This is a genomic window from Kaistella flava (ex Peng et al. 2021), from assembly GCF_015191005.1.
Classification (GTDB): Bacteria; Bacteroidota; Bacteroidia; order Flavobacteriales; family Weeksellaceae; genus Kaistella; species Kaistella flava.
Genome location: NZ_CP040442.1, coordinates 3299526 through 3320155 on the forward strand (window position 1 = coordinate 3299526; position 20630 = coordinate 3320155).

Below are 20630 nucleotides of genomic sequence, written 5' to 3' on the forward strand. Positions count from 1 at the left end.
TTTTTAATGAATTCCGTATCGTTCGAATGATTGCCAATACTTATCCTTATAGATTTCAAAAGTCATTCTATAGTCAGGATATTTTTGAACCGTTTCTGCCAGAACTTTTGAGATTTTTCGGAAGTCTCTGCTGACAAAGTAAATTTCCCTAATGTTTTCGGCAGTTTCCCGACCCAAATTTAAATTTCCTTCGTCGTTTTTTAATTCAAGCATCATTTCATCTTCAATCAAATTAAACAGGTCATAATCTTTATCATCCGGAAAACCATTGTCTTCATCACCTTGATATTCAATTCTTAAAACCGAAATCCAGGGATGCGACGCTTTTTGATCCCACTGCAATAAATCGACATTTACGGTAGCGAGCAACGGAAATCCACTTTCCAAAGTTCCTTCTAGTAAAGAATAGGAATCTTCAGACGTTTCAATTTTTGCGTCTTCGTATTTTTCGGTAAATTCTCTTTCACGCCAACTCAAAAAATCTTTCAGTTTTTCGATGGGAATCAGTTCTTTTTCAGCCTCACTTTTTCCTGCGATTCTAAAATTATCAATTTGAGCAAGGAAATTGAGTTCACCTAAATAACTATCAATAAACAGATAAGTTCCATTAATTACGTCACTTTCATTTTGATCATTAAAATCTTCATGAACAAAAACCAAATCAATTTCATCAGGATAATCTTCGTCATCATTTGAATAGAAATAAATATTTTCTTTGTTAAAAATATAATCGCCCATTTTGAGGCTGATTTTGTCAATTTCCAATTCTGGTTTTAGTGCAGTGAATTTCCAATTTTCAAGCTTTGGAGATTCAGCAATAAGTTCTTCGGCGTAAACGATTTCTTTAAGATTTCCATCAACGGTGATAATGAGTTCTGCTTTTGAATCATCAGACATTCCCACGAGGATGAAGAAGTTTTCATTCAGTTCTTTCAACTGCGGTAGAATAATATCTAAAAAATTTCCATCAATATTTTGACGCTCTTTTACTACGTTGAAAAAATCTTTTTCCTTGGTTTCAAACCACTTCCAAAACTCCTGATAAGTGGATTTGTTTAGTTTTATTAATTCAGTCATGATGATTGTTTTTCTCCGTCAATATAAATGGTTTCGGCTTTCAAACTTCCCTGTTGATAAAGAATGTTCTGGAAATTATCTGTTTTAAAAGTAACGAAATCTGCTTTCTTTCCTTTTTCTAAAGTTCCGCGGTCATTTGAACTCAACGCAAAAGCCGAACGGAAAGTAATTCCTGCCAAAACTTCAGCCGTTGATAATTTTTCAAAAGTCGCTAAAATACTCGCTTGAGTAATTAAATTTCCCATCGGAGCAGAACCAGGATTCCAATCGGAGGCGATGGCTAAAATTCCACCAGCATCTAAAATTTTTCTGGCAGGCGTAAACTTTTCTCCTAAACCTAAACTTGCTCCCGGAAGCGCAGTTGCAACAGTTTCAGATTGTGCTATAAACTCGATATCTTCATCAATCGTTGCTTCCAAATGATCGGCTGATTTTGCACCAACTTCCACCGCAATTCTTGAACTTCCTGAGGTGAATTGATCGGCATGAACGGTGATTTCAAAACCTAATTCTTTTGCTTTTAATAAAAATTCTTTGCTTTCTTCGGGTAGAAAAGCGGATTTTTCGATGAAAATATCGACGCGTTTTGCAAGATTTTCTTCTTTTACTTTTGGTAAAATTTCATCAATAATATAATTTAGATATTCTTCTGAACTTCCTTCAAAATCTCTTGGTTTTAAATGCGCAGAAAGACAAGTTGGAACTAAAGTCGCTTTGGTAAAAGTTTGTGCTTTTTTAATGACACGCAACATTTTCAATTCGTTTTCAACATCTAAACCGTAACCGGATTTTATTTCAATCGTCGTAATTCCTAATGAAATCAGATAATTAATTCTTTCTAAAGTCGTTTTTAGTAATTCCTCTTCGCTCGCAATTCTGGTATGCTGAACAGAACTCCAAATTCCGCCGCCACTTTCTGCGATTTCTAAATACGTTTTCCCAGCGTTTCGCATGGCAAAATCATTGGCGCGATTTCCACCAAAACAAATATGCGTGTGCGAATCTACAAAAGCCGGTAAACAAATTTGTTCACCTTCAATGTTTTCGATTTCGATATTTGGAAATTGTTCTTTTAATTCTTGAAAAGAACCTGTATTTTCTACTTTACCATCTTTAATTAAAAGTCCACCATCATTGATGATTTCAAGTTGATGATCTGAAAGTTTTCCGCGCAATGGAAGATTGGCAAGCGTAACAATTTGTTTGAAAGGACCAATTAATTTCATGAGGATAGTTTTTAAAATATGTTCAAAATTAAAATAAAAGACTTTAGGCCAGGACGAAAAATTATATTTGAATTTTTTCAACCACAAAAGTAACAAAAGCGAAGAGCATAAAAATAGTCGTATTAAAGTTCAAATAAGCAGAACGTTTTTGAATCAACCTTTTTTTATATTGAACACAAAATTTATTAATCTTTAAAATGCTAACGCTTTTGTGACTTTTGTGGTTGATTTTTTGTCATGTATAAGATAAAAGACTTTAAAACCGAATTAAATACATTTAATTAATATCTAATTGGTCTTCTTTAAATGATCAAAAACGAATTTGGAAAGTGGAATAAACATCAACCCAGCGAAAATAAAAGTGATAAATGCTTTTTGCAATCCAAATGCACTTGCAAGATAACCAATAATCGGTGGTCCTAAAAACATTCCAACGGTTGAATAGGTACTAATAATAGAAATCACAATCGGAACCGAATATTTTTTGGCTTTCCCAGCCAGAATAAAAGTCATTGGATAAAGTCCGGAAACACCAAATCCTACCATGCAAAAACCAATAAGAACTGGGGTAAGAAAAGGGAAAAGCGTTGCGAGAAGAACTCCCGAAATGATAAGAATAGAACTTGTAATGTACAGTTTTTGCATACCAAATCGTCCCATCAAATTATCGATCGTTAATCTGGAAATCGTCATGCAAACCATGAACAATAGATAGCCATACGTGAAAACTTCCTGGTTAACAATTTCTTTTAAATAGACTCCATTCCAGTCGTACATTCCACCCTCACAAACTGCGGCGAAAAAGACGATGAATCCTAATAAGGAAATATATTTGCTGGGTTTTTGGAATTTGAAAGGACTACTTGTTTTGGCTTTGTCATTTTTAAGAAGAAAAGGAAACATGCAGATAATTATTAAGAACCCAAACAGCATGATCATCAGAAAATGCCAGAAAATCGAAATATCATATTTGATCATGATCGTAGAAAAGAGTACGCCTAAAATACCTCCAATGCTCCAAACTCCGTGAAATTTCCCCACGATTCTCTTTTCAAATTTTTCCTGAATAGAAAGTGATTGCGTATTAATTGCAACATTAATAATTCGGAGCGCTATCGAGAATATAACCAACGAGATTACAAGTCCAACCAGTGAAAATCCCCAACCTATAGAAAATAGAGATAATAGAAATAATACGCTGGCTAACTGCAGCGGAATTCTGCTGTCGTATTTTGCGACAAGCCAGCCCGAAAGAGGAATTCCGACGATGGCACTTGCAGGCATGATCATTAATAAATTTCCTAAATCCCCTTCCGTAAGATTAAAAATTGCTTTGATGGTGGGAATTCTGGAAGCCCAGCTAGAAAAACAAAGTCCAGATAAAAAGAAAAAGGCCGATAGTGCAATTCTTTGCTTTTGAGGTGTTGAAAACATATCGTGCAAAATTACGACTTTAGACTTTTAAATTTCGGTTGTTTTGGATATAAAAATTTAAGACTGAAAAAGAAACACTAAATCACTAAATTATTTATTTTTAAAAAATAGATAGAATATTTCCGTTCTAAAATTTTCTATCTTTGAACAAATTTATTTAAATGACCGATTTTTTGCATCCCGATCAAGAAAATTTTTCCGAGGATGAATTAATTTTAGAAGAGAAAATCCGTCCGCAGAGTTTTCAGGATTTTGCCGGTCAGCGCAAAACTTTGGATAATTTAGAAGTGTTTGTAGCTGCGGCGAAAAACCGTGGCGGCGCATTGGATCACGTTCTTTTACACGGTCCACCCGGATTGGGGAAAACGACTTTAGCAAATATTATCGCAAATGAATTGGGAGTTGGCTGCAAAATAACGTCGGGTCCTGTTTTGGATAAACCCGGAAGTTTGGCGGGATTGCTCACGAATTTAGAAGAGAATGATGTTTTATTTATCGATGAAATTCATAGACTTTCTCCGATTGTAGAAGAGTATTTATATTCGGCGATGGAAGATTATAAAATCGATATCATGCTGGAAAGTGGTCCGAATGCGAGAAGTGTTCAGATTGGTTTGAATCCTTTTACGTTAGTTGGTGCAACAACAAGAAGCGGAATGTTGACCAAACCGATGTTGGCGAGATTCGGAATTCAATCACGATTAGAATATTACACAATTGAACTTTTATCAATGATTATTGAAAGAAGTGCGCGAGTTTTAGATGTCAAAATCTACGAAGATGCTGCGTTGGAAATTGCCAGAAGAAGTCGTGGAACGCCGAGAATTGCAAATGCACTTTTGAGAAGAGTTCGTGATTTTGCTGAGATTAAAGGAAATGGTGAAATTGAAATTAATATTACGAAATTTGCTTTGAACTCATTAAATGTTGATGAATTCGGATTGGATGATATGGACAATAGAATTATGCGAGTAATGATTGAAAATTTCCGTGGGAAACCGGTGGGGATCTCTGCGCTGGCAACTTCGATTGGAGAGAATCCGGAAACTTTGGAAGAAGTTTATGAACCGTTTTTGATTCAGGAAGGTTTTATTATTCGAACTCCGAGAGGAAGGGAAGTGACGGAGAAAGCGTATAAACATTTGAATATTGCGATTCCTAGAAAGCCGGATGAACTTTTTTAATTAATAGTTAAAAAATAATAATGAATATCTGAAATGGAAAATAATTTTCAAGAAAAGGATAATATTATTAGGAGTAAATCATTTGATTTTTCTGTTAGAATCGTCAATTTGTATAAAATTCTTTATTATGAGAGAAATGAAAAGGTTATTTCTAAGCAGTTAATAAGATCTGGAACTTCGGTTGGAGCAAATATTGAAGAAGGAATTGCTGCTTTTAGCAAAAAAGATTTTATATTTAAACTTCAAATTTCTTACAAGGAAGCTTTCGAAAGTAGATATTGGCTAAAACTTCTTTTTAAAACAGAATATATAAAACAATCGGAATTTGAATCTCTCCTTTTTGATGTTGAAGAAATTATAAAAATTATGACTGTAATTTTAAAATCTTCAAAAGAAAATCAGTAAATTTTCTATTAGATTAAACAATTGGTTAAAAACCAATATTATTTATTAAATATTAATTATTCATTTTTACCTATGAAACTCTATCCTATACAGTGCGGAAAATTTAAGTTAGATGGTGGTGCCATGTTTGGTGTTGTGCCGAAAACTCTTTGGCAACGGACTAATCCGGCTGATGAAAATAATTTGATTGAATTGGGAACGCGTTCGCTTTTGGTGGAAGACGGTAAAAAACTGATTCTCATCGATTGTGGTTTGGGAAATAAACAGGATGATAAATTCTTTGGTCATTACTCACTTTTTGGCGATGATACTTTGGATAAAAACCTGAAAAAATATGGTTTTGTAAAAGAAGATATTACTGATGTTTTTTTGACGCATCTTCATTTTGACCATTGTGGTGGCGCAATCGAGTGGAATGACGACCGAACCGGTTACCAATCAGCTTTTAAGAACGCCCATTTCTGGACGAACGAAGAACATTGGAAATGGGCAACTGAACCGAATCCAAGAGAAAAGGCAAGTTTTTTGAAGGAAAATATTCTGCCAATGCAGGAAAGCGGACAGTTGAATTTTTTACCAACTCCGAAAAGTGGTAATTATGGTTTCGCTCCAGATTTGAAAATGGATGTTATTTTTGTTGATGGACATACGGAAAAACAAATGCTTCCCGTGATTCAGTATCAGGAAAAAACGATAGTTTTCGCCGCAGATTTAATTCCGACTGTTGGGCATATTCCACAGGTTTATGTGATGGGTTATGATACTCGTCCACTTTTGACAATGGAAGAAAAAGCGAAGTTTTTGAAACAATGTGTTGATAATGATTATCTGTTGTTTTTTGAACATGATGCGCACAACGAATTGGCAAGTTTAAAAATGACCGAAAAAGGTATTCGGTTAGACCAAACTTTCAGCATGAATGAAGTTTTTGGATATTAACTATTATTGATAAATGATGATTGATGAATAATATTTTTTTCAATTATTATCAATCAACCATTAATTATAAAAAATAGAAAAATTAAAATAAAGTTATGATAGAAGACGAACCTGAACCCGAACCCAGGGTCAGAACAAAGATTATTGGAATAACCGGAGGAATTGGCTCCGGAAAGTCAACCGTATCGAAATATATCGAAGAAGCAGGCTATCCTGTTTACTACTCCGATATTCGTGCGAAAAACATTGTCAATGATAACCAGCATCTTCAGCAACTCATCAAAGAACTTCTAGGCGAAAATGCCTATGATGAAGATGATTTATACGACCGGAAATATGTTGCCGAAATTGTATTTAATAATGAAGAATTATTATTGAAATTGAATTCATTGATTCATCCTGCGGTGAGAATTGATTTTGAAAACTGGGTTGCTCAGCAAACAACTGATTTTGTATTTAAAGAAACTGCGCTTTTATTTGAATTAAAATTAAATAAAACTTGCTACAAATCTGTTCTAGTTACTGCGGATGATAACTGCCGACTGAAAAGAGTAATGGATCGCGACAACAAAACCTACCGAGAAGTTGAAACAATTATGTTGCGACAAATGCCGGAAAAAGATAAAGTGAAATTGGCTGATTTTGTTATTTTTAATAATGAAGGTTTGGAAGAACTTAAAGCCGAAACTAAAAAAGTACTGGCTGAGATTGAGTCTTTATAATTAGAGTTTCCACCAAAATATAAAACCTGAATTCGTTTGAATTCAGGTTTTTTTGATTTAATTTAATAATGTTTGTAGCGTTTCTAAAATTTTAATCTTATAATTTTCAATAACTTTGTTGTTATTCTAATTTTATGAAAAAATTTATTTCCCTTCTTTTAATTTTAAGTTATTTTGTAGTTTTCTCACAAACTGATACAGCGCAAGTTGTCACTCCTAATAGGGTGAATTCTGTTGAAGCGATTTCCAAACCTTATGTTATTTTAATTTCGGCCGATGGCTTTCGGTATGACTATGCTGATAAATATAAGGCGGAGAATCTTTTAAAATTAGCAAAAACAGGAGTTTCAGCAACTGCTATGTTACCCAGTTATCCGTCAATTACTTTCCCAAATCATTGGAGTTTAGTTACCGGTTTATATCCTGCACATCATGGTTTGATTGATAATTTCTTCTACGATTATCAAAAGAAAGAATTCTACAAAATGAGCAGTAAAGAAAATGCGGAAGACGGAACGTGGTACGGCGGAATACCTCTTTGGACTTTAGCCGAAAAACAAGGAATGCTTTCTGCATCGATGATGTGGGTGGGTTCTGCAAGTGATGCTGGTGGAGAAAGACCAACTTACTATTACCATTACCACGAAAAGTTTTCACCTGATGAAAAAGTAGATAAAGTGATTGATTGGTTAAAATTACCAGAAGATAAAAGACCGCACTTTATTACGTTGTATTTTCCGGAAGTTGATGGGGCAGGACATCATTTCGGCCCAGACACTGCGGAAACAGAAAAAGCGGTTCATTTAATTGATAGCGCGGTGGGGAATTTAGTAGAGAAAGTAAATCAGTTGGGATTGAAAAATGTGAATTATATTTTCGTAGCCGATCATGGAATGATCAAAGTAGATCTTGAAAAGCCAATTGCGATTCCGGAGATTCTTTTTGATAAAAACCGTTTCGATTTTTATAATTCGCAAACTTTACTAAGAGTTGTGGTGAAAAATCCGGAGGAAGTAAAGTCTGTTTATAAAGAGCTAAAGAAAAATAAAACTACTGATTACGATGTTTTCCTCGACAAGAAATTTCCGAAAAAATTAAACTTTTCACCGAAAGACGATCGATATAATCGAATTGGGCAAATTATATTGATTCCGAAAGCGCCAAAAATATTTTTAGAAAAGGGCAAAAAGACTTCCGCGGGAAAACACGGTTATAGTCCGTACGAAGTTCCTGAAATGAAAGCTACTTTTATTGCTTTTGGTCCAGCGTTTAAACAAGATAAAAAAATAGGAGAGTTTCAAAATGTAAATGTCTATCCAATTGTTACCGATATTTTAAATTTGAAAATGACCGAACCAATTGATGGAACTCAAAAAGTTGCGAAAGAAGTTCTCAGAAAATAATCAAAAAATCCGGCTGAATTAATTCAACCGGATTTTTTTTGTTATTAAAAAGTCAGTTTAATACGAGATGTACTTTATGAACTTTTTAAAAGTATGATTTTCACTTTAAAAAAGATAAAAACTTTGTGGTTTTAAAAAAAAATAAATTTCTAGTTTTTCAAAGATTGCATATCAATTACAAAACGATATCTGACATCGCTTTTCAGCATTCTTTCGTATGCTTCATTAATGTCTTGCATATTAATCATTTCGATTTCTGGTAAGATATTATGTTCGCCACAGAAATCAAGCATTTCCTGAGTTTCTTTAATTCCACCAATCAGTGAACCAGCTACCGATCTTCTTCCTAAAACCATTGGTACAGATAAAAGAGCTTCTTCCATCTTACCAATAAATCCTACTAAAACTAAAGTTCCGCTGATATTTAAGGTAGAAATATAAGGATTAATGTCGTGGTCATAAGGAACGGTATCGATAATTAAATCGAATTTTCCAGCTGCTGCTTTCATCTCATTTTCGTAGGTTGAAATCACCACAGCGTCTGCTCCCAAGTCTAATCCATCTTGAATTTTATCCGGACTTCTTGAAATTAAAGTCACTTCTGCACCCAAACCTTTTGCCAGTTTTATGGCCATATGTCCCAATCCTCCTAATCCGACAACTGCTACTTTACTTCCTTCTTTTACGTTCCAGTGTTTCAATGGAGACCAAGTTGTAATTCCTGCACAGAGTAATGGAGCAATTGCTTTTAAGTCTAAATTTTCAGGAATTTTTAAAACGAAATCTTCAGTAACGATAATCTTTTCTGAGTAACCGCCAAAAGTCTGTTGGTTCAAATATTTATCTTTTCCATTATAAGTTCCGGTTGAACCATTCAAACAATACTGTTCTAAATCCTGTTTGCAACTTTCACATTCTTTGCAAGAATCTACTAAACAACCTACGCCAGCTAAATCACCAACTTTGAATTTGGTAACATCATCACCAATTTTCGTAATTCTACCTACGATTTCGTGTCCCGGAACAGCTGGGTATTTTGTGCCACCCCAATCATTTCTTGCCGTATGCAAATCACTGTGACAAACGCCACAATATAAAATTTCAATTTCGATATCCTTTGGTTTTACCTCGCGTCGTTCGATGGTCATTGCTTTTAAATCATCATCTTTCGATGCTGTGCCAAATGCTTTTATATGAAGATTATCGCTCATTTTTTTAATTTTTAGTTAAACAAAGATAGTGGGTTAAGTAAAGATAGTATGTTAATGAAATCCTAAATAAAGATTGAGAAGTCTTAAATTTTACTTTAAAAACAGGTTTTTAGTCTTTATTTCAATTACTTTTTTTAACACAAATGACACTGATTTTTTTAAACAAATAGCAGAAATTTAAAATCTAATAGTTTGAATAGTGAAATTTATATCTCGAAACTTTTCGAGCGTTCTATGTAGAGATAATTGAAATAGTGATCTGTGAAATTATTAGTATAATTTGTGTTTAATATTTTTTAATTCTCAGGAACCCAAACTGAAACATTTCCAGCCGGAACTGGGAAATTTCCCCAGCCGTTTTCGTCAATGATAATTTTATCCTGAAACCAACCAAGAAAATCATAAAAAGTTTGTCCCGCATATTGCGTTCCTATTTCCATTGGTTTGTCGTAAGCATCTTTATTGCTGAGAACAACTGCACAGCCTTTGTGTTCGCCATCACCTTCACGAATCCAGCCAAGACAATTCGCATCTTCAAAATAATCCCGCTGATTTCCGTAAGCAAAATATTTTCGGGCTTTCAATAATTCTTCAATCTTTTCCACTTTATCTAAAAATATTTCCTGATCATTTCCTTCTTTATCCTTATCGGTATAATGGGCACCAAATAAATCAGGATAGAAAATACAGGGATAACCATCTTTTCGTAATAAAATTAAAGCATACGCTAAAGGTTTAAACCATTTTTCAACAGGCGCTTCCAATTCTTGTAAGGGCTGCGTATCATGATTATCAACCAAAGAAACCGATAAAAGTGGATTGGCTAAAGTTAAAGTTTCGTCAAAGATTTTTCTTAAATCATATTCTGCGCCTGCCAAAGAAGCAACATGAAAATTATGCTGTAACGAAGAGTCAAATAAACTCATTGAACCTTCTGTCGCCTCAATATATTTTTCTAAAAGTGGCAATTCTCCTGGAGCCCAATATTCACCAACTGCAAAAATATTTTTTCCAGTATTCGCTCGCAGATTATAAAGCCATTCCTTGTAAAATTCGGGAGATTGATGTTTCACAGCATCCAAACGAACACCGTCAAAATGGATTTGGTCATGATACCATTTTCCCCAATTATTGAGTTCTTCGCGCACGAAAGGATTTCTTTGGTCGATGTCATTATACATTAGATAATCGTAATTTCCCTTTTCATCAGAAATCATTTCTTCCCAACCTTCGCCGTGATCATTGATGATTTGGTAGATTCCTTCTTCCTGACCTTCAGCAAAATCAACTCCTGAAAAGCAATGAAAGTTCCATTTAAAATTGGAGTATTTTTCTCCTCTTCCCGGAAAGGTAAATTTGGTATAAGATTCTATTTCAAAAGGTTCAGATATGTTTTCCTGACGGTTTTCAGGATTTACTTTTACCGCATGAAATTTTTCTTTTTCGTCGCCACCAGCTTTATGATTGAGGACAATATCGGCGATAATAGAAATGCCATTTTCCTGTAAAGTTTTACAAGCGGTAAGATATTGTTCTTTTGTTCCGTATTTTGTGGGAATCGTTCCTTTTTGGTCAAATTCTCCTAAGTCGAATAAATCGTAAGGATCGTAACCTACGGAATAACCGCCGCCAGCACCTTTGTAAGCAGGTGGAAACCAAACGGCTGAAATTCCTAATTCCTTTAAATAAGACGTTGAATTTTTAATCTGATCATACAATTGGGAATTTCCATCGGAATACCAATGGAAAAATTGAATCATGGTTGGGTTCATTTTTATAGATTTTGAAATGGAGGAGCAAAAACCGTCCCGAAATCATAAAGAAATAGGTATTCTTTTTTGTTAAGAATGAAAGTTCGTTTTAAAGACACTGTTTTTTAAATTTTGAATATCTTTTTTAAGAAATACCGCCATAAAATAAAATAAACGCTAATTCAGAAGGGGGCGAGCTAATGACATCTTGTCGATTATTATAATAAAAAAGCCGCACAAAAGCGGCTTAAAAAATAATAAAACTATTAAAAAAAACTATTTGTTTGCAACAATATTCAGTCCAAGATTAACTTCCTGAGAAATCATCCAGTCTTTCGGATCGCCTTCAGCACCGTACGCTAAGCCCCAATCCTGTCTGTTGATGGTGAATTTGGACACTAAACTTACTTTATCGTTAGTCACTTCAACTTTCGCCGGGAAAGTAACATTTACTGTTTTGTCTTTGATGGTAAGGTTTCCGCTAACCTGTTTGTTAGCTCCTTCCACTTTACTCTCTGTACCTGCAGGAAGATCTTCAACTTTAGTAATATCGAATTTCACACTTGGATATTTTTCCACATCAAAGAAGTCTGCGCTTTTCAAATGCATATCAAGATCAGCAGCTGTTTTACCGTCAGTGATGGCTGGATCTACCGCGGTTGGATCAGTAGTTAAAGAGTTGATGTCAGAAACCAGGCTGCCTGAGATAAGATTTCCGTTGTCTACAGAAAATAAACCGGTCGTTTTAGTTGTTCCGAATCTTGGGTTTAAACCTCCTTTGTGGTAAGCAGTCCAATTTACCATGCTGCTGTCTGTATTCACGTTAAATGTTTCCGCGGTATGTTGAGCAACGGTTTGTTCCGTTGTAGAGGTAGCCATGTCCGTTTTTGATTCCTTACATGATACTACAGCAAGAGCAGCAGAAAGCGCCAGAATTGATAATTTTTTCATTGTATAATATTAATTGTTATCTAGGTGCAAAAATAAAGCAGATAACCGAGGCAAATATTGACTTATGATAAGAAGTGTCAGATAATTTCGTAAAGTTTAAGTTGGAGGATAGCAAATCGTTATCGTATACAGAATACGTTATGAAATATTAATCTTTACTATTAATGAATTTTGACCTTTAATTTTTTTTAAAGTTGATGTGGCGGTTTTACATCAGTATGGCAATTATTTAATTTTTATAATATTCTTTATTTCGGGATCTAATCCAGATCAAATTCCTCAAAGGGAATTTTCAGCTGTACCGAAATCTGTTTTTTTTCCTGAGTATTTAAATTAGAAAGTGACAAACCCAGCAATCGAACGGGTTTGTCAAAAGGGCGAAGTTCCCAAAGTTTCTGTGCAGTTTCGTAGAAATCCTGAGCATTATCAAAATAAACTTCCTGCGTTTTACTTCTGGTGTAAACCGTGAAATCTTTATATTTAATTTTCAGTGTTAAAGATTTTCCTTTAATTTCTTTTTTAGAAAGGCGTCCTTCTAATTCTTCGCTGATAATTTGTAATTGCTTAAAAACAGACTCTTCATCCAAAAGATTTTCCCAGAAGGTTTCTTCAACCGCTACACTTTTTTGGATGCGATGAGGTTTTACTTCGCTGTGATGAATTCCTCTCACGACATTGTAATAATAATTTCCTGATTTTCCGAAAAGGCGGGTTAATTCTTCCAGTGATTTTTCCTTTAATTCTTTTCCGGTGTAAATGTGAAGTTCATGCATTTTGTTGGCCGTCACTTTTCCGATCCCGTAGAATTTTTCAATTGGAAGTTTTTCCATGAATTCCAAAATCTGAGTCGGATGAATAGATTTCTGTCCATTAGGTTTGCGATAATCAGACGCGACTTTTGCCAGAAATTTATTCACCGAAATTCCAGCAGAAGCAGTAAGGCCAGTTTCTTCGAAAATTCTGCTTCTTATTTGTCGTGCAATTTCCTGTGCAGATTCAATTCCTTTTTTGTTTTCAGTAACATCAAGATAGGCTTCATCTAAAGAAAGCGGTTCGACCAAATCGGTGAACTCATAAAAGATTTTTCTAATCTGTTGTGAAATTTCTTTGTATCGAGCAAAACGAGGTTTAACAACAATTAAATGCGGGCATTTTTCTAAAGCAATTTTTCCAGGCATCGCAGAACGGATTCCGAATTTTCTGGCTTCATAACTTGCAGCTGCAACCACGCCATGCATTCCACCACCTACGGCCAAAGGTTTTCCGCGGAGTTCGGGATTATCGTGTTGCTCCACAGAAGCGTAGAACGCATCCATATCAACATGAATTATTTTTCGGTCAGATTGCATTGCGTAAAATTAAGGAATGATATTGAACTTTAAAGATTGTTGCATAGGAGTTTCATATAACTTAGAATTTGTAAATTTGAAATAAATTGCAACACAATGAGCACGGCTGAAATTAAATTAGATTTAATCAATAAAATTACCAACTTAAAAGAAATTTGGATTATTGAAGAGATTCAAAAACTTTTAGATTTTGAATTAGATGAAGGTGTTTTTGAAGTTTCTTCTTTGCAAAAAGAGAGACTAATTAAAGCCAAAAATGATACTGTTCTTTCAGAAGAAGAAGCAAATACCGAAATTGAAAAGTGGCTACAAGAAAAATAAATTGGACAAAAGAAGCCAACTTTGAAAGGAAGGAGATTCTTGTGTATTGGATTAATAGAAATAAATCTAAATCCTATAGTATTAAATTGAATAAACTATTCATAAATACTTTAAAACAAATTTCTGACAATCCAAAAATTGGTCGAAAAACAGACTTTGGAAATGTGCGAGTGAAAATTGTTCGAGATTATCTTCTTTTCTATGAATTTGATATAAAACAAATTAAAGTGTTATCTCTTTGGGATGGAAGAAGAGACGACAACACTATTCCACTAAAATAAAATTGTAAATAGATAAATAATATGACCGACGATAAATTAGCTGTCCTCATCGACGCGGACAATGTTCCCTATAAAAATGTGAAAGAAATGTTGGAGGAAATTTCCAAAAATGGAACTCCGACAATTAAAAGAATTTATGCCGATTGGACGAAACCAACAGTTTCAGGCTGGAAGAATGTTCTTTTAGAAAACGCAATTACACCAATCCAACAATATAGTTACACGACGGGAAAAAACTCCAGTGACAGTGCCTTGATTATTGATGCGATGGATATTTTATATTCTGAAAAAGTAACGGGGTTTTGTATCGTTTCCAGTGACAGTGATTTCACTAGATTGGCGACAAGACTTCGAGAAGCGGGAATGATGGTGATGGGATTTGGCGAAAAGAAAACACCGAAACCTTTTATCTCTGCCTGCGATAAATTTATTTATCTGGAAATATTAAATGATACAGAAGATTCTGATAAAGATTCTGAAAAGGGGTCCGAAAATACAGTAAGTAAGAAAACGGAGAAACAAAAACGCAAAAAAGAGCCACTTAGTAAAGTTGATGGCAGAACCATTAAATTGATCACAGAAAGTATCAACGATTTAGGCGACGAAGATGGTTGGACTTTTCTAGGAAACTTAGGCAGTTTTATTATTAAAAAGAAACCTGACTTTGATCCGCGAAATTTCGGTTTCCCAAAACTATTACCTTTAATTAAAAGTATCGGTAAGATTGAAATTGATGAACGTGAAACCGGCGTGAACAATATCAGACATATTTATGTGAAAGTAAAATAATGAGATGAAATGTAATCTTTCGAAGATTTTTATTTCACGTTTTTTGAAAATAATTCGATTTATAGTTCTCGCAGATTTAGCAGATTAATTCAAATGATAAATTGTAATTAATGATCTGCTAAATCACCTAGATCCGCGGGAGTAAATACAGATATTGAAAGTTTTATAATTTCCGACGGGAATCTTAATGCTCTTCACTTCTTAATTGAAAGCTTAATGGTTTATTTTCATTCATTTTTAAACTTAAGTTTTTAAGATAGTTATCAATATTTTAAAACAAAAGAAACGCATCCCAAAAAGATGCGTTTCTCTATTTATATTTTTAAAAAAATTAGGCGTTGTAATTTTTCACTAAGCCTTTCACAATTTTAATAACGTTCGGCATTGCTTTATCAGCAGCTTGCAAAACTTCTTCGTGAGAAACGGTGAAAGCGATTTCCGGTCCGCCAACATCGGTAATAATGGAAATTCCGAAACAATCCATTCCCTGATGTTTAGCGATAATCACTTCAGGAACGGTGCTCATTCCAACAGCGTCTCCACCGATGGCGCGAATCATTCCATATTCAGCCGGAGTTTCGAAAGTTGGACCTTGTAAAGCGACATAACAACCTTGATGCGCTTTGATGCCTAAATCTTTGGCAACGTTTGCAGCGACTTCAATCATTTTTTTATTGTAAGGCTCGCTCATATCCACAAATCGTGGGCCCATTTCATCTATATTTTTACCACGCAATGGATGTTCCGGCATCATGTTGATGTGATCATTTATAATCATTACATCAGCAACATTAAAGTCCGGATGTACACCACCGGCAGCATTTGATAAAATTAAATTTTTAATTCCTAATAAATGAAAAACTCTGAAAGGGAAAACAACGGTTTGGATATCGTGACCTTCATAATAATGAAATCGGCCACTCATCATCAATACTTTTTTACCTTCAAGTATTCCGTAGATTAATTGTCCGCCATGTCCCGCAACGGTTGTTTGAGGGAAATTGGGAATTTCGGGATATTCTAAAATGTGAATCGGTTCTACTTCATCTTTTAGTTTTCCTAAACCTGAACCTAAAACGATTGCAAAATCAGGAGTGTCCAGAATAATGTTTTTGATAAAACTTGCAGTCTCTTTAATTTTTTCTAACATAATCTAATATGATTTGATTAAAATCTTCCTTTCTGTCGATGTTCACATTGATAGGCCAATAGTATACAAGATCTCTAAGGTAATCAAAAGTTTTCAGTCTTACATAGTCTTTTTCAGTAGTAAGAATGAGTTTATATTCGCCGAGTTTCTTATATTCTGCAATGATATTTTTAATATCCTGATCCGTAAAATTGTGATGATCGCGGAACTTTAAATGTTTTACTTTTTGAGAAAAACGAGCCAGATGTTTCAACAAAGGTTTCGGGTTTGCAATTCCGGTAATTAACAAAATATCGTAGTAGTCCAGATTATTATCAGGAAGCATTTTGTTTCTTGAATAAACATTTTCATCATAACCAATACTCGAAAAGAAAACTTTTTGGTAATGTTGAGGTTTGATTCTCGAAATGTAATATTGCTTTTTCTCGTCGGTTAAATCTTCCGGGCATTTAGAAACCATAATAATCTGAGCGCGTCTTGCTCCACTTCTGCTTTCACGTAAATCTCCAGCAGGTAAAAGAAAATCTTTGAAATATGGATCATTATAATCCGTCATCAGAATATTAAACCCAGGTTTTATGGCTCGGTGTTGATAAGCGTCGTCTAATAATAAGACGTTCAAATCCATATCGCCAATCATCTTTTTTGCACCAGGAACCCTTTCTTCAGAAACGCCAATAACAAAACGGTTTTTGTAGCGTTCAAAAAGTTGCATCGCTTCATCACCAACGGTTTTGTAATTGCTGTCGTAATTCGTGATTCCGTAACCTTTAGTTACTCGTCCATAACCACGGGATAATACTCCTGTTCGGTAATGCTTGGATAGTAAATCTGCGATATACATCACCATAGGCGATTTTCCGCTGCCACCCACGGAGAGATTTCCGACATTAATTATCGGAGTTTTAAATGTGGTCGATTTATAGATTCCCCAGTCATACATTACATTTCTAATGGCAGTTGCCAAATGATAACCTAGGGAAAAAGGGTAGAGGTACCATCTTTTCATAGCTGACAAAATTACGTTTTTTTACGAGTAAAGGAAATAGTAAAAACCTCATTTTTATCACTTTCTTATTTTTAATGAATGATATAAATTTTCTAATTATAACCGTGGTTTTTAAACAATTTGCTTAATTTTGCTTCCATAGTTTTACCTCATGAGCAAAAAAAATGTCGCCGTGGTGATGGGCGGATATTCTGACGAATATAAAGTTTCCCTAAAAAGTGGTCAATTAATTTTCGATTCGCTGGATCGTGATCTTTATAATGTGTATAAAGTGGTCATTCTTAAAGAGGAATGGTATTTCCTCGATGATCGTGGTGAAAAATCATCCATTAATAAAGCTGATTTTTCTGTAAGTTTAAGCAGTGGATTTAAAGTAAAGTTTGATGCCTGCTTTAATATTATTCACGGACGACCTGGCGAAAATGGCGAACTTCAAGCGTATTGGAATACCATCGGACAAAAATATACCGGTTGCGATTTCTATCAAAGTGCCTTAACTTTTAATAAAAAAGATACTTTAGCCGTACTTTCAAAATACGGAATTCCATCAGCGAAAAGTATTTATTTAAGACATGGTGAAGAAATTAATGAAGATCAAATTATCAAAGAATTAGGCTTGCCTCTTTTTGTAAAACCGAATCAGTCTGGCTCCTCTTTAGGGATTTCAAAAGTAAAACAACAATCAGAATTAAAGAAAGCTTTGGAATTTGCTTTTGCAGAAGATGAAGAAATTTTAATTGAAAGTTTCCTTGATGGAATGGAAGTTTCTGTCGGCGTTGTTGATTTTAACAATGAAACAATTGTTTTGGGAATTACTGAAATTGTACCTTTCAAAGAATTTTTCGATTATGAAGCCAAATACGAAGGAGCTTCGGAAGAAATTACACCAGCCAGAATAGATGACGAAACTCGTAAAAGAGTTGAAGAGATTTCGAAACGGGCTTACGAAGCCTTAGGAATGAGCGGCTTCTCAAGAAGTGAATTCATCATTATGAACGGAATTCCTTACATGCTTGAAATGAATACCAATCCTGGATTTTCACCAGCTTCAATTCTTCCGCAACAGGCAAAAATTTATGGAATTTCCATTAAAGATTTGTGCGGAAATGAAGTCGAAAAAGCCTTAGCGAAAAAATAAATAAAAACTTTTCTATTTTAGATTTAAAAATTATTTTCATCTAAAATTTATAATTCAAAATCTAAAATCATTTATGAGAGTTGCAGTTTTCCCGGGTTCATTCGATCCTATCACGCTTGGTCATTATGATATTGTCGAAAGGGCTTATCCTTTATTCGATAAAATTATTATTGCGATCGGACAGAACTCACAGAAGAAATATATGTTTTCTTTAGAGCAAAGAATGGAATTTATCCGCAAGTCATTTGAAAAATTCCCTAATATCGAAGTGGATCATTTTGAAGGATTAACCGTAGATTACTGTCACAGCAAAAATGTAAATTTCATCTTGCGTGGTCTCCGAAATCCTGCCGATTTTGAATTTGAAAAAGCGATTGCACAAACTAATAGAGAATTGACAAAAGACAATCAGATTGAAACGATATTTTTACTAACATCTTCCGGGAAGTCATTTATCAGCAGCAGTATTGTTCGCGAGATTATTACCTTCAATGGTAATTATGAAATCCTAGTTCCAGAAGCAGTTCGCGTTCAACTTAAAAAATAAATAATTGCAAGTACAGGAAAACTTTACACTAGCCATCGAGATTTTGGGTACGGTTGCTTTTGCAATGTCGGGCAGTTTTGCTGCGATGCAAAAACGATTGGATCCTTTTGGTGTACTCATTATCGCCTTTGTAACTTCCGTTGGAGGCGGGACAATTCGTGATTTATTATTAAATGTTCCGGTTTTCTGGATGCACGACATGGTCATTTGTAGCGTAATTTTCATCACCTGTATCGTGTCGATGATCTTCAAATCGCTAGAGAAAAAATTTAAAGTCACCCTATTCCTGTTTGACAGTTTTGGGTTGGGATTATTTACCATTGTCGGAATTCAAAAAGGAATGAGTGCCGATTTGCATCCTATAATTTGTATCACTTTAGGAACGATCACCGGTTGTTTTGGAGGAATCAGCCGTGATATTTTATTGAACAGAATTCCCTTAATTTTCCGAAAAGAAATTTATGCAACCGCCTGTATTGTTGGCGGCGGAATCTTTATCGCTTTAGTAAATTATACGACGCTTTCTTATGCACTGGTGCAGATTTTCACAATCCTTCTAATCGTTGTTATTAGAACGCTCGCCGTCAAATACCAATGGCAGATTCCGAAGTTTTACGGTATCGATAACAATACGGAAATGTAAAAGATTATGTTTTTTCAGGAGCAAATAGATTTGTGCTTCTTAGAAGTTTCGGTCCCGCTCTCCACTATATCCCGCCGAGGCGGGGATGTCGTTCCGATCGGGGCTAAAATGTCATTCAATTTGTTTTTTCAAAATTCCCCAAAACCATTTCGTGATTCTAACATAAAGAGAATCGCATTTACAACCAGTCTCAAATTAAGAAATAGTACTAATTGTATTTATAAAATGATTTAAAACAACCGTGTCAAAGATTTTAAATTTTGATTGAATTGTTTATTTATTTTATGCCACGAATGCACGAATATTTAATTTTTAATATTCGTGCATTCGTGGCATTGTTTTTTCCAAAATAAGACTAATTAATACTTATAAATAGTGTCATTATTTTCGGCGCTCACTTCTTTCCACAAAAAAAGCCCGAACTAATTCGGACTTCCTTTCATTAACTACCTTAAATAATTGCTCTTCTATTAAGAGAATTTCCCTCTGTTTCGCATATTTGGATTATGCATGTGTTTCTGCATTGATGGCATTTTCAACTGATCTTTCAGCATTTTAATCTGGTCAGTCATCATTCCGGCGGCATCTAATTTCTTAGCTTCTTCCAGTAAGTTTTTCGCTTCTTGGCGTCTTCCTTTTTGCATTGCTCCAGCTGCAATATTCAAAGTGGCCATTGCGCGGTCATGTTTCATATTTAAACCATATTCCAAGGCTTTTCTCATGAATGGCTCTACTTTCGAAGGATTGTCCTGAGCTAAAGTAAGTCCTTGTAAATAATGGAAATAACCATATTGAGTCTTGTGCAATTGTGATTTGTAATTGGTGATTTTAGTCAGCCAACTCGCAGCTTTTACCATATTTTGTTTTCTCAAAAACCAAAATGCCAGTAAGATATATTCGTTTTTGAAAAAAAGTAAAACAGGAATAGCGGATAAAATAACCACCACGATTCCCCAGCCAATATTTCTGTTCATCATCAGGTAAACTCCGAAAGCAATCATTATTGCAGTGATGACGAATTTTATGTATTTATTCATTGTTCAATTTTAGTGGTGCAAAGATAATAATTTGTGTGGAAAATAGAAGTCAACTGTAGAATT

Annotated in this window: 21 protein-coding genes; 11 read left to right on the top strand and 10 right to left on the bottom strand. The window is 34.5% G+C overall.

The features are described 5' to 3' along the window. Positions 1 to 3 precede the first annotated feature (3 nt). From Q73A0000_RS14895 to Q73A0000_RS14905, 3 genes are all read right to left on the bottom strand, one after another. A complete protein-coding gene (locus Q73A0000_RS14895) occupies positions 4 to 1077 on the bottom strand; it encodes a DUF695 domain-containing protein (RefSeq protein ID WP_193811711.1) in 1074 nt (357 codons plus the stop codon). After that, positions 1074 to 2303 (bottom strand): imidazolonepropionase, encoded by a 1230-nt coding sequence (gene hutI / locus Q73A0000_RS14900; protein ID WP_193811712.1) that lies wholly within the window; start codon positions 2301 to 2303, stop codon positions 1074 to 1076. The genes Q73A0000_RS14895 and hutI overlap by 4 nt, the downstream gene beginning before the upstream one ends. 288 nt (positions 2304 to 2591) lie before the next feature. Further along, positions 2592 to 3737 (bottom strand): MFS transporter, encoded by a 1146-nt coding sequence (locus Q73A0000_RS14905; RefSeq protein WP_193811713.1) that lies wholly within the window; start codon positions 3735 to 3737, stop codon positions 2592 to 2594. Between the two features lie 161 nt (positions 3738 to 3898). Here Q73A0000_RS14905 and ruvB point away from each other — a divergent pair, with 161 nt between their 5' ends. The 5 genes from ruvB (at position 3899) to Q73A0000_RS14930 (ending at position 8390) form a co-directional block, all read left to right on the top strand. Then, a complete protein-coding gene (ruvB, locus tag Q73A0000_RS14910; RefSeq protein WP_193811714.1) occupies positions 3899 to 4921 on the top strand; it encodes a Holliday junction branch migration DNA helicase RuvB in 1023 nt (340 codons plus the stop codon). Between the two features lie 33 nt (positions 4922 to 4954). Beyond that, positions 4955 to 5326 carry a four helix bundle protein gene (locus tag Q73A0000_RS14915; RefSeq protein ID WP_193811715.1) on the top strand — a complete coding sequence of 124 codons (372 nt, stop codon included), beginning with the start codon at positions 4955 to 4957 and terminating at the stop codon, positions 5324 to 5326. A 72-nt stretch (positions 5327 to 5398) separates the two neighbouring features. Next, complete coding sequence (locus Q73A0000_RS14920) at positions 5399 to 6265, top strand: MBL fold metallo-hydrolase (protein WP_193811716.1); 867 nt, start codon at positions 5399 to 5401, stop codon at positions 6263 to 6265. A gap of 95 nt (positions 6266 to 6360) precedes the next feature. Further along, positions 6361 to 6987 (top strand): dephospho-CoA kinase, encoded by a 627-nt coding sequence (gene coaE / locus Q73A0000_RS14925; protein ID WP_193811717.1) that lies wholly within the window; start codon positions 6361 to 6363, stop codon positions 6985 to 6987. Between the two features lie 134 nt (positions 6988 to 7121). Continuing rightward, entirely contained in the window at positions 7122 to 8390 is a 1269-nt protein-coding gene (locus tag Q73A0000_RS14930) for an ectonucleotide pyrophosphatase/phosphodiesterase (protein WP_193811718.1), read from the top strand. Between the two features lie 149 nt (positions 8391 to 8539). Here the strand turns inward: Q73A0000_RS14930 and Q73A0000_RS14935 are convergent, their stop codons facing one another. From Q73A0000_RS14935 to dinB, 4 genes are all read right to left on the bottom strand, one after another. Continuing rightward, positions 8540 to 9601 carry an NAD(P)-dependent alcohol dehydrogenase gene (locus Q73A0000_RS14935; RefSeq protein WP_193811719.1) on the bottom strand — a complete coding sequence of 354 codons (1062 nt, stop codon included), beginning with the start codon at positions 9599 to 9601 and terminating at the stop codon, positions 8540 to 8542. A gap of 296 nt (positions 9602 to 9897) precedes the next feature. Beyond that, a complete protein-coding gene (locus Q73A0000_RS14940) occupies positions 9898 to 11361 on the bottom strand; it encodes an alpha-amylase (RefSeq protein ID WP_244140754.1) in 1464 nt (487 codons plus the stop codon). Positions 11362 to 11628: 267 nt separating this feature from the next. After that, positions 11629 to 12303 carry a YceI family protein gene (locus Q73A0000_RS14945; protein WP_193811721.1) on the bottom strand — a complete coding sequence of 225 codons (675 nt, stop codon included), beginning with the start codon at positions 12301 to 12303 and terminating at the stop codon, positions 11629 to 11631. 260 nt (positions 12304 to 12563) lie between these two features. Beyond that, positions 12564 to 13652 carry a DNA polymerase IV gene (dinB, locus tag Q73A0000_RS14950; RefSeq protein ID WP_193811722.1) on the bottom strand — a complete coding sequence of 363 codons (1089 nt, stop codon included), beginning with the start codon at positions 13650 to 13652 and terminating at the stop codon, positions 12564 to 12566. Positions 13653 to 13748: 96 nt separating this feature from the next. On the opposite strand from dinB, the gene Q73A0000_RS14955 reads away from it, so the two are divergent. From Q73A0000_RS14955 to Q73A0000_RS14965, 3 genes are read left to right on the top strand one after another with little or no spacing between them, the layout of a single operon-like run. Beyond that, on the top strand, positions 13749 to 13973 hold the full coding sequence (locus tag Q73A0000_RS14955) for a hypothetical protein (protein ID WP_193811723.1): 225 nt from the start codon (positions 13749 to 13751) through the stop codon (positions 13971 to 13973). Then, on the top strand, positions 13955 to 14254 hold the full coding sequence (locus tag Q73A0000_RS14960; protein WP_193811724.1) for a type II toxin-antitoxin system RelE/ParE family toxin: 300 nt from the start codon (positions 13955 to 13957) through the stop codon (positions 14252 to 14254). The genes Q73A0000_RS14955 and Q73A0000_RS14960 overlap by 19 nt, the downstream gene beginning before the upstream one ends. A gap of 21 nt (positions 14255 to 14275) precedes the next feature. After that, a complete protein-coding gene (locus tag Q73A0000_RS14965) occupies positions 14276 to 15043 on the top strand; it encodes an NYN domain-containing protein (RefSeq protein ID WP_193811725.1) in 768 nt (255 codons plus the stop codon). A gap of 331 nt (positions 15044 to 15374) precedes the next feature. Here the strand turns inward: Q73A0000_RS14965 and Q73A0000_RS14970 are convergent, their stop codons facing one another. Beyond that, on the bottom strand, positions 15375 to 16193 hold the full coding sequence (locus Q73A0000_RS14970) for a purine-nucleoside phosphorylase (RefSeq protein WP_193811726.1): 819 nt from the start codon (positions 16191 to 16193) through the stop codon (positions 15375 to 15377). Continuing rightward, on the bottom strand, positions 16177 to 17202 hold the full coding sequence (lpxK, locus tag Q73A0000_RS14975) for a tetraacyldisaccharide 4'-kinase (RefSeq protein WP_193811727.1): 1026 nt from the start codon (positions 17200 to 17202) through the stop codon (positions 16177 to 16179). The genes Q73A0000_RS14970 and lpxK overlap by 17 nt, the downstream gene beginning before the upstream one ends. 151 nt (positions 17203 to 17353) lie before the next feature. Here lpxK and Q73A0000_RS14980 point away from each other — a divergent pair, with 151 nt between their 5' ends. The 3 genes from Q73A0000_RS14980 to Q73A0000_RS14990 all read left to right on the top strand — a co-directional run bounded on the left by Q73A0000_RS14980 (position 17354) and on the right by Q73A0000_RS14990 (position 19530). Then, a complete protein-coding gene (locus Q73A0000_RS14980; RefSeq protein WP_193811728.1) occupies positions 17354 to 18340 on the top strand; it encodes a D-alanine--D-alanine ligase in 987 nt (328 codons plus the stop codon). A 73-nt stretch (positions 18341 to 18413) separates the two neighbouring features. Beyond that, positions 18414 to 18887 carry a pantetheine-phosphate adenylyltransferase gene (coaD, locus tag Q73A0000_RS14985; protein ID WP_193811729.1) on the top strand — a complete coding sequence of 158 codons (474 nt, stop codon included), beginning with the start codon at positions 18414 to 18416 and terminating at the stop codon, positions 18885 to 18887. 64 nt (positions 18888 to 18951) lie between these two features. Next, positions 18952 to 19530, top strand: a complete 579-nt coding sequence (locus Q73A0000_RS14990; RefSeq protein WP_193813741.1) for a trimeric intracellular cation channel family protein — start codon at positions 18952 to 18954, stop codon at positions 19528 to 19530. Positions 19531 to 20000: 470 nt separating this feature from the next. Here Q73A0000_RS14990 and Q73A0000_RS14995 read toward each other — a convergent pair whose 3' ends face one another. Beyond that, the gene (locus tag Q73A0000_RS14995) at positions 20001 to 20567 is read right to left on the bottom strand and encodes a DUF2892 domain-containing protein (protein WP_193811730.1); all 567 of its coding nucleotides are present in this window, start codon (positions 20565 to 20567) and stop codon (positions 20001 to 20003) included. Between the last annotated feature and the right edge of the window lie 63 nt (positions 20568 to 20630).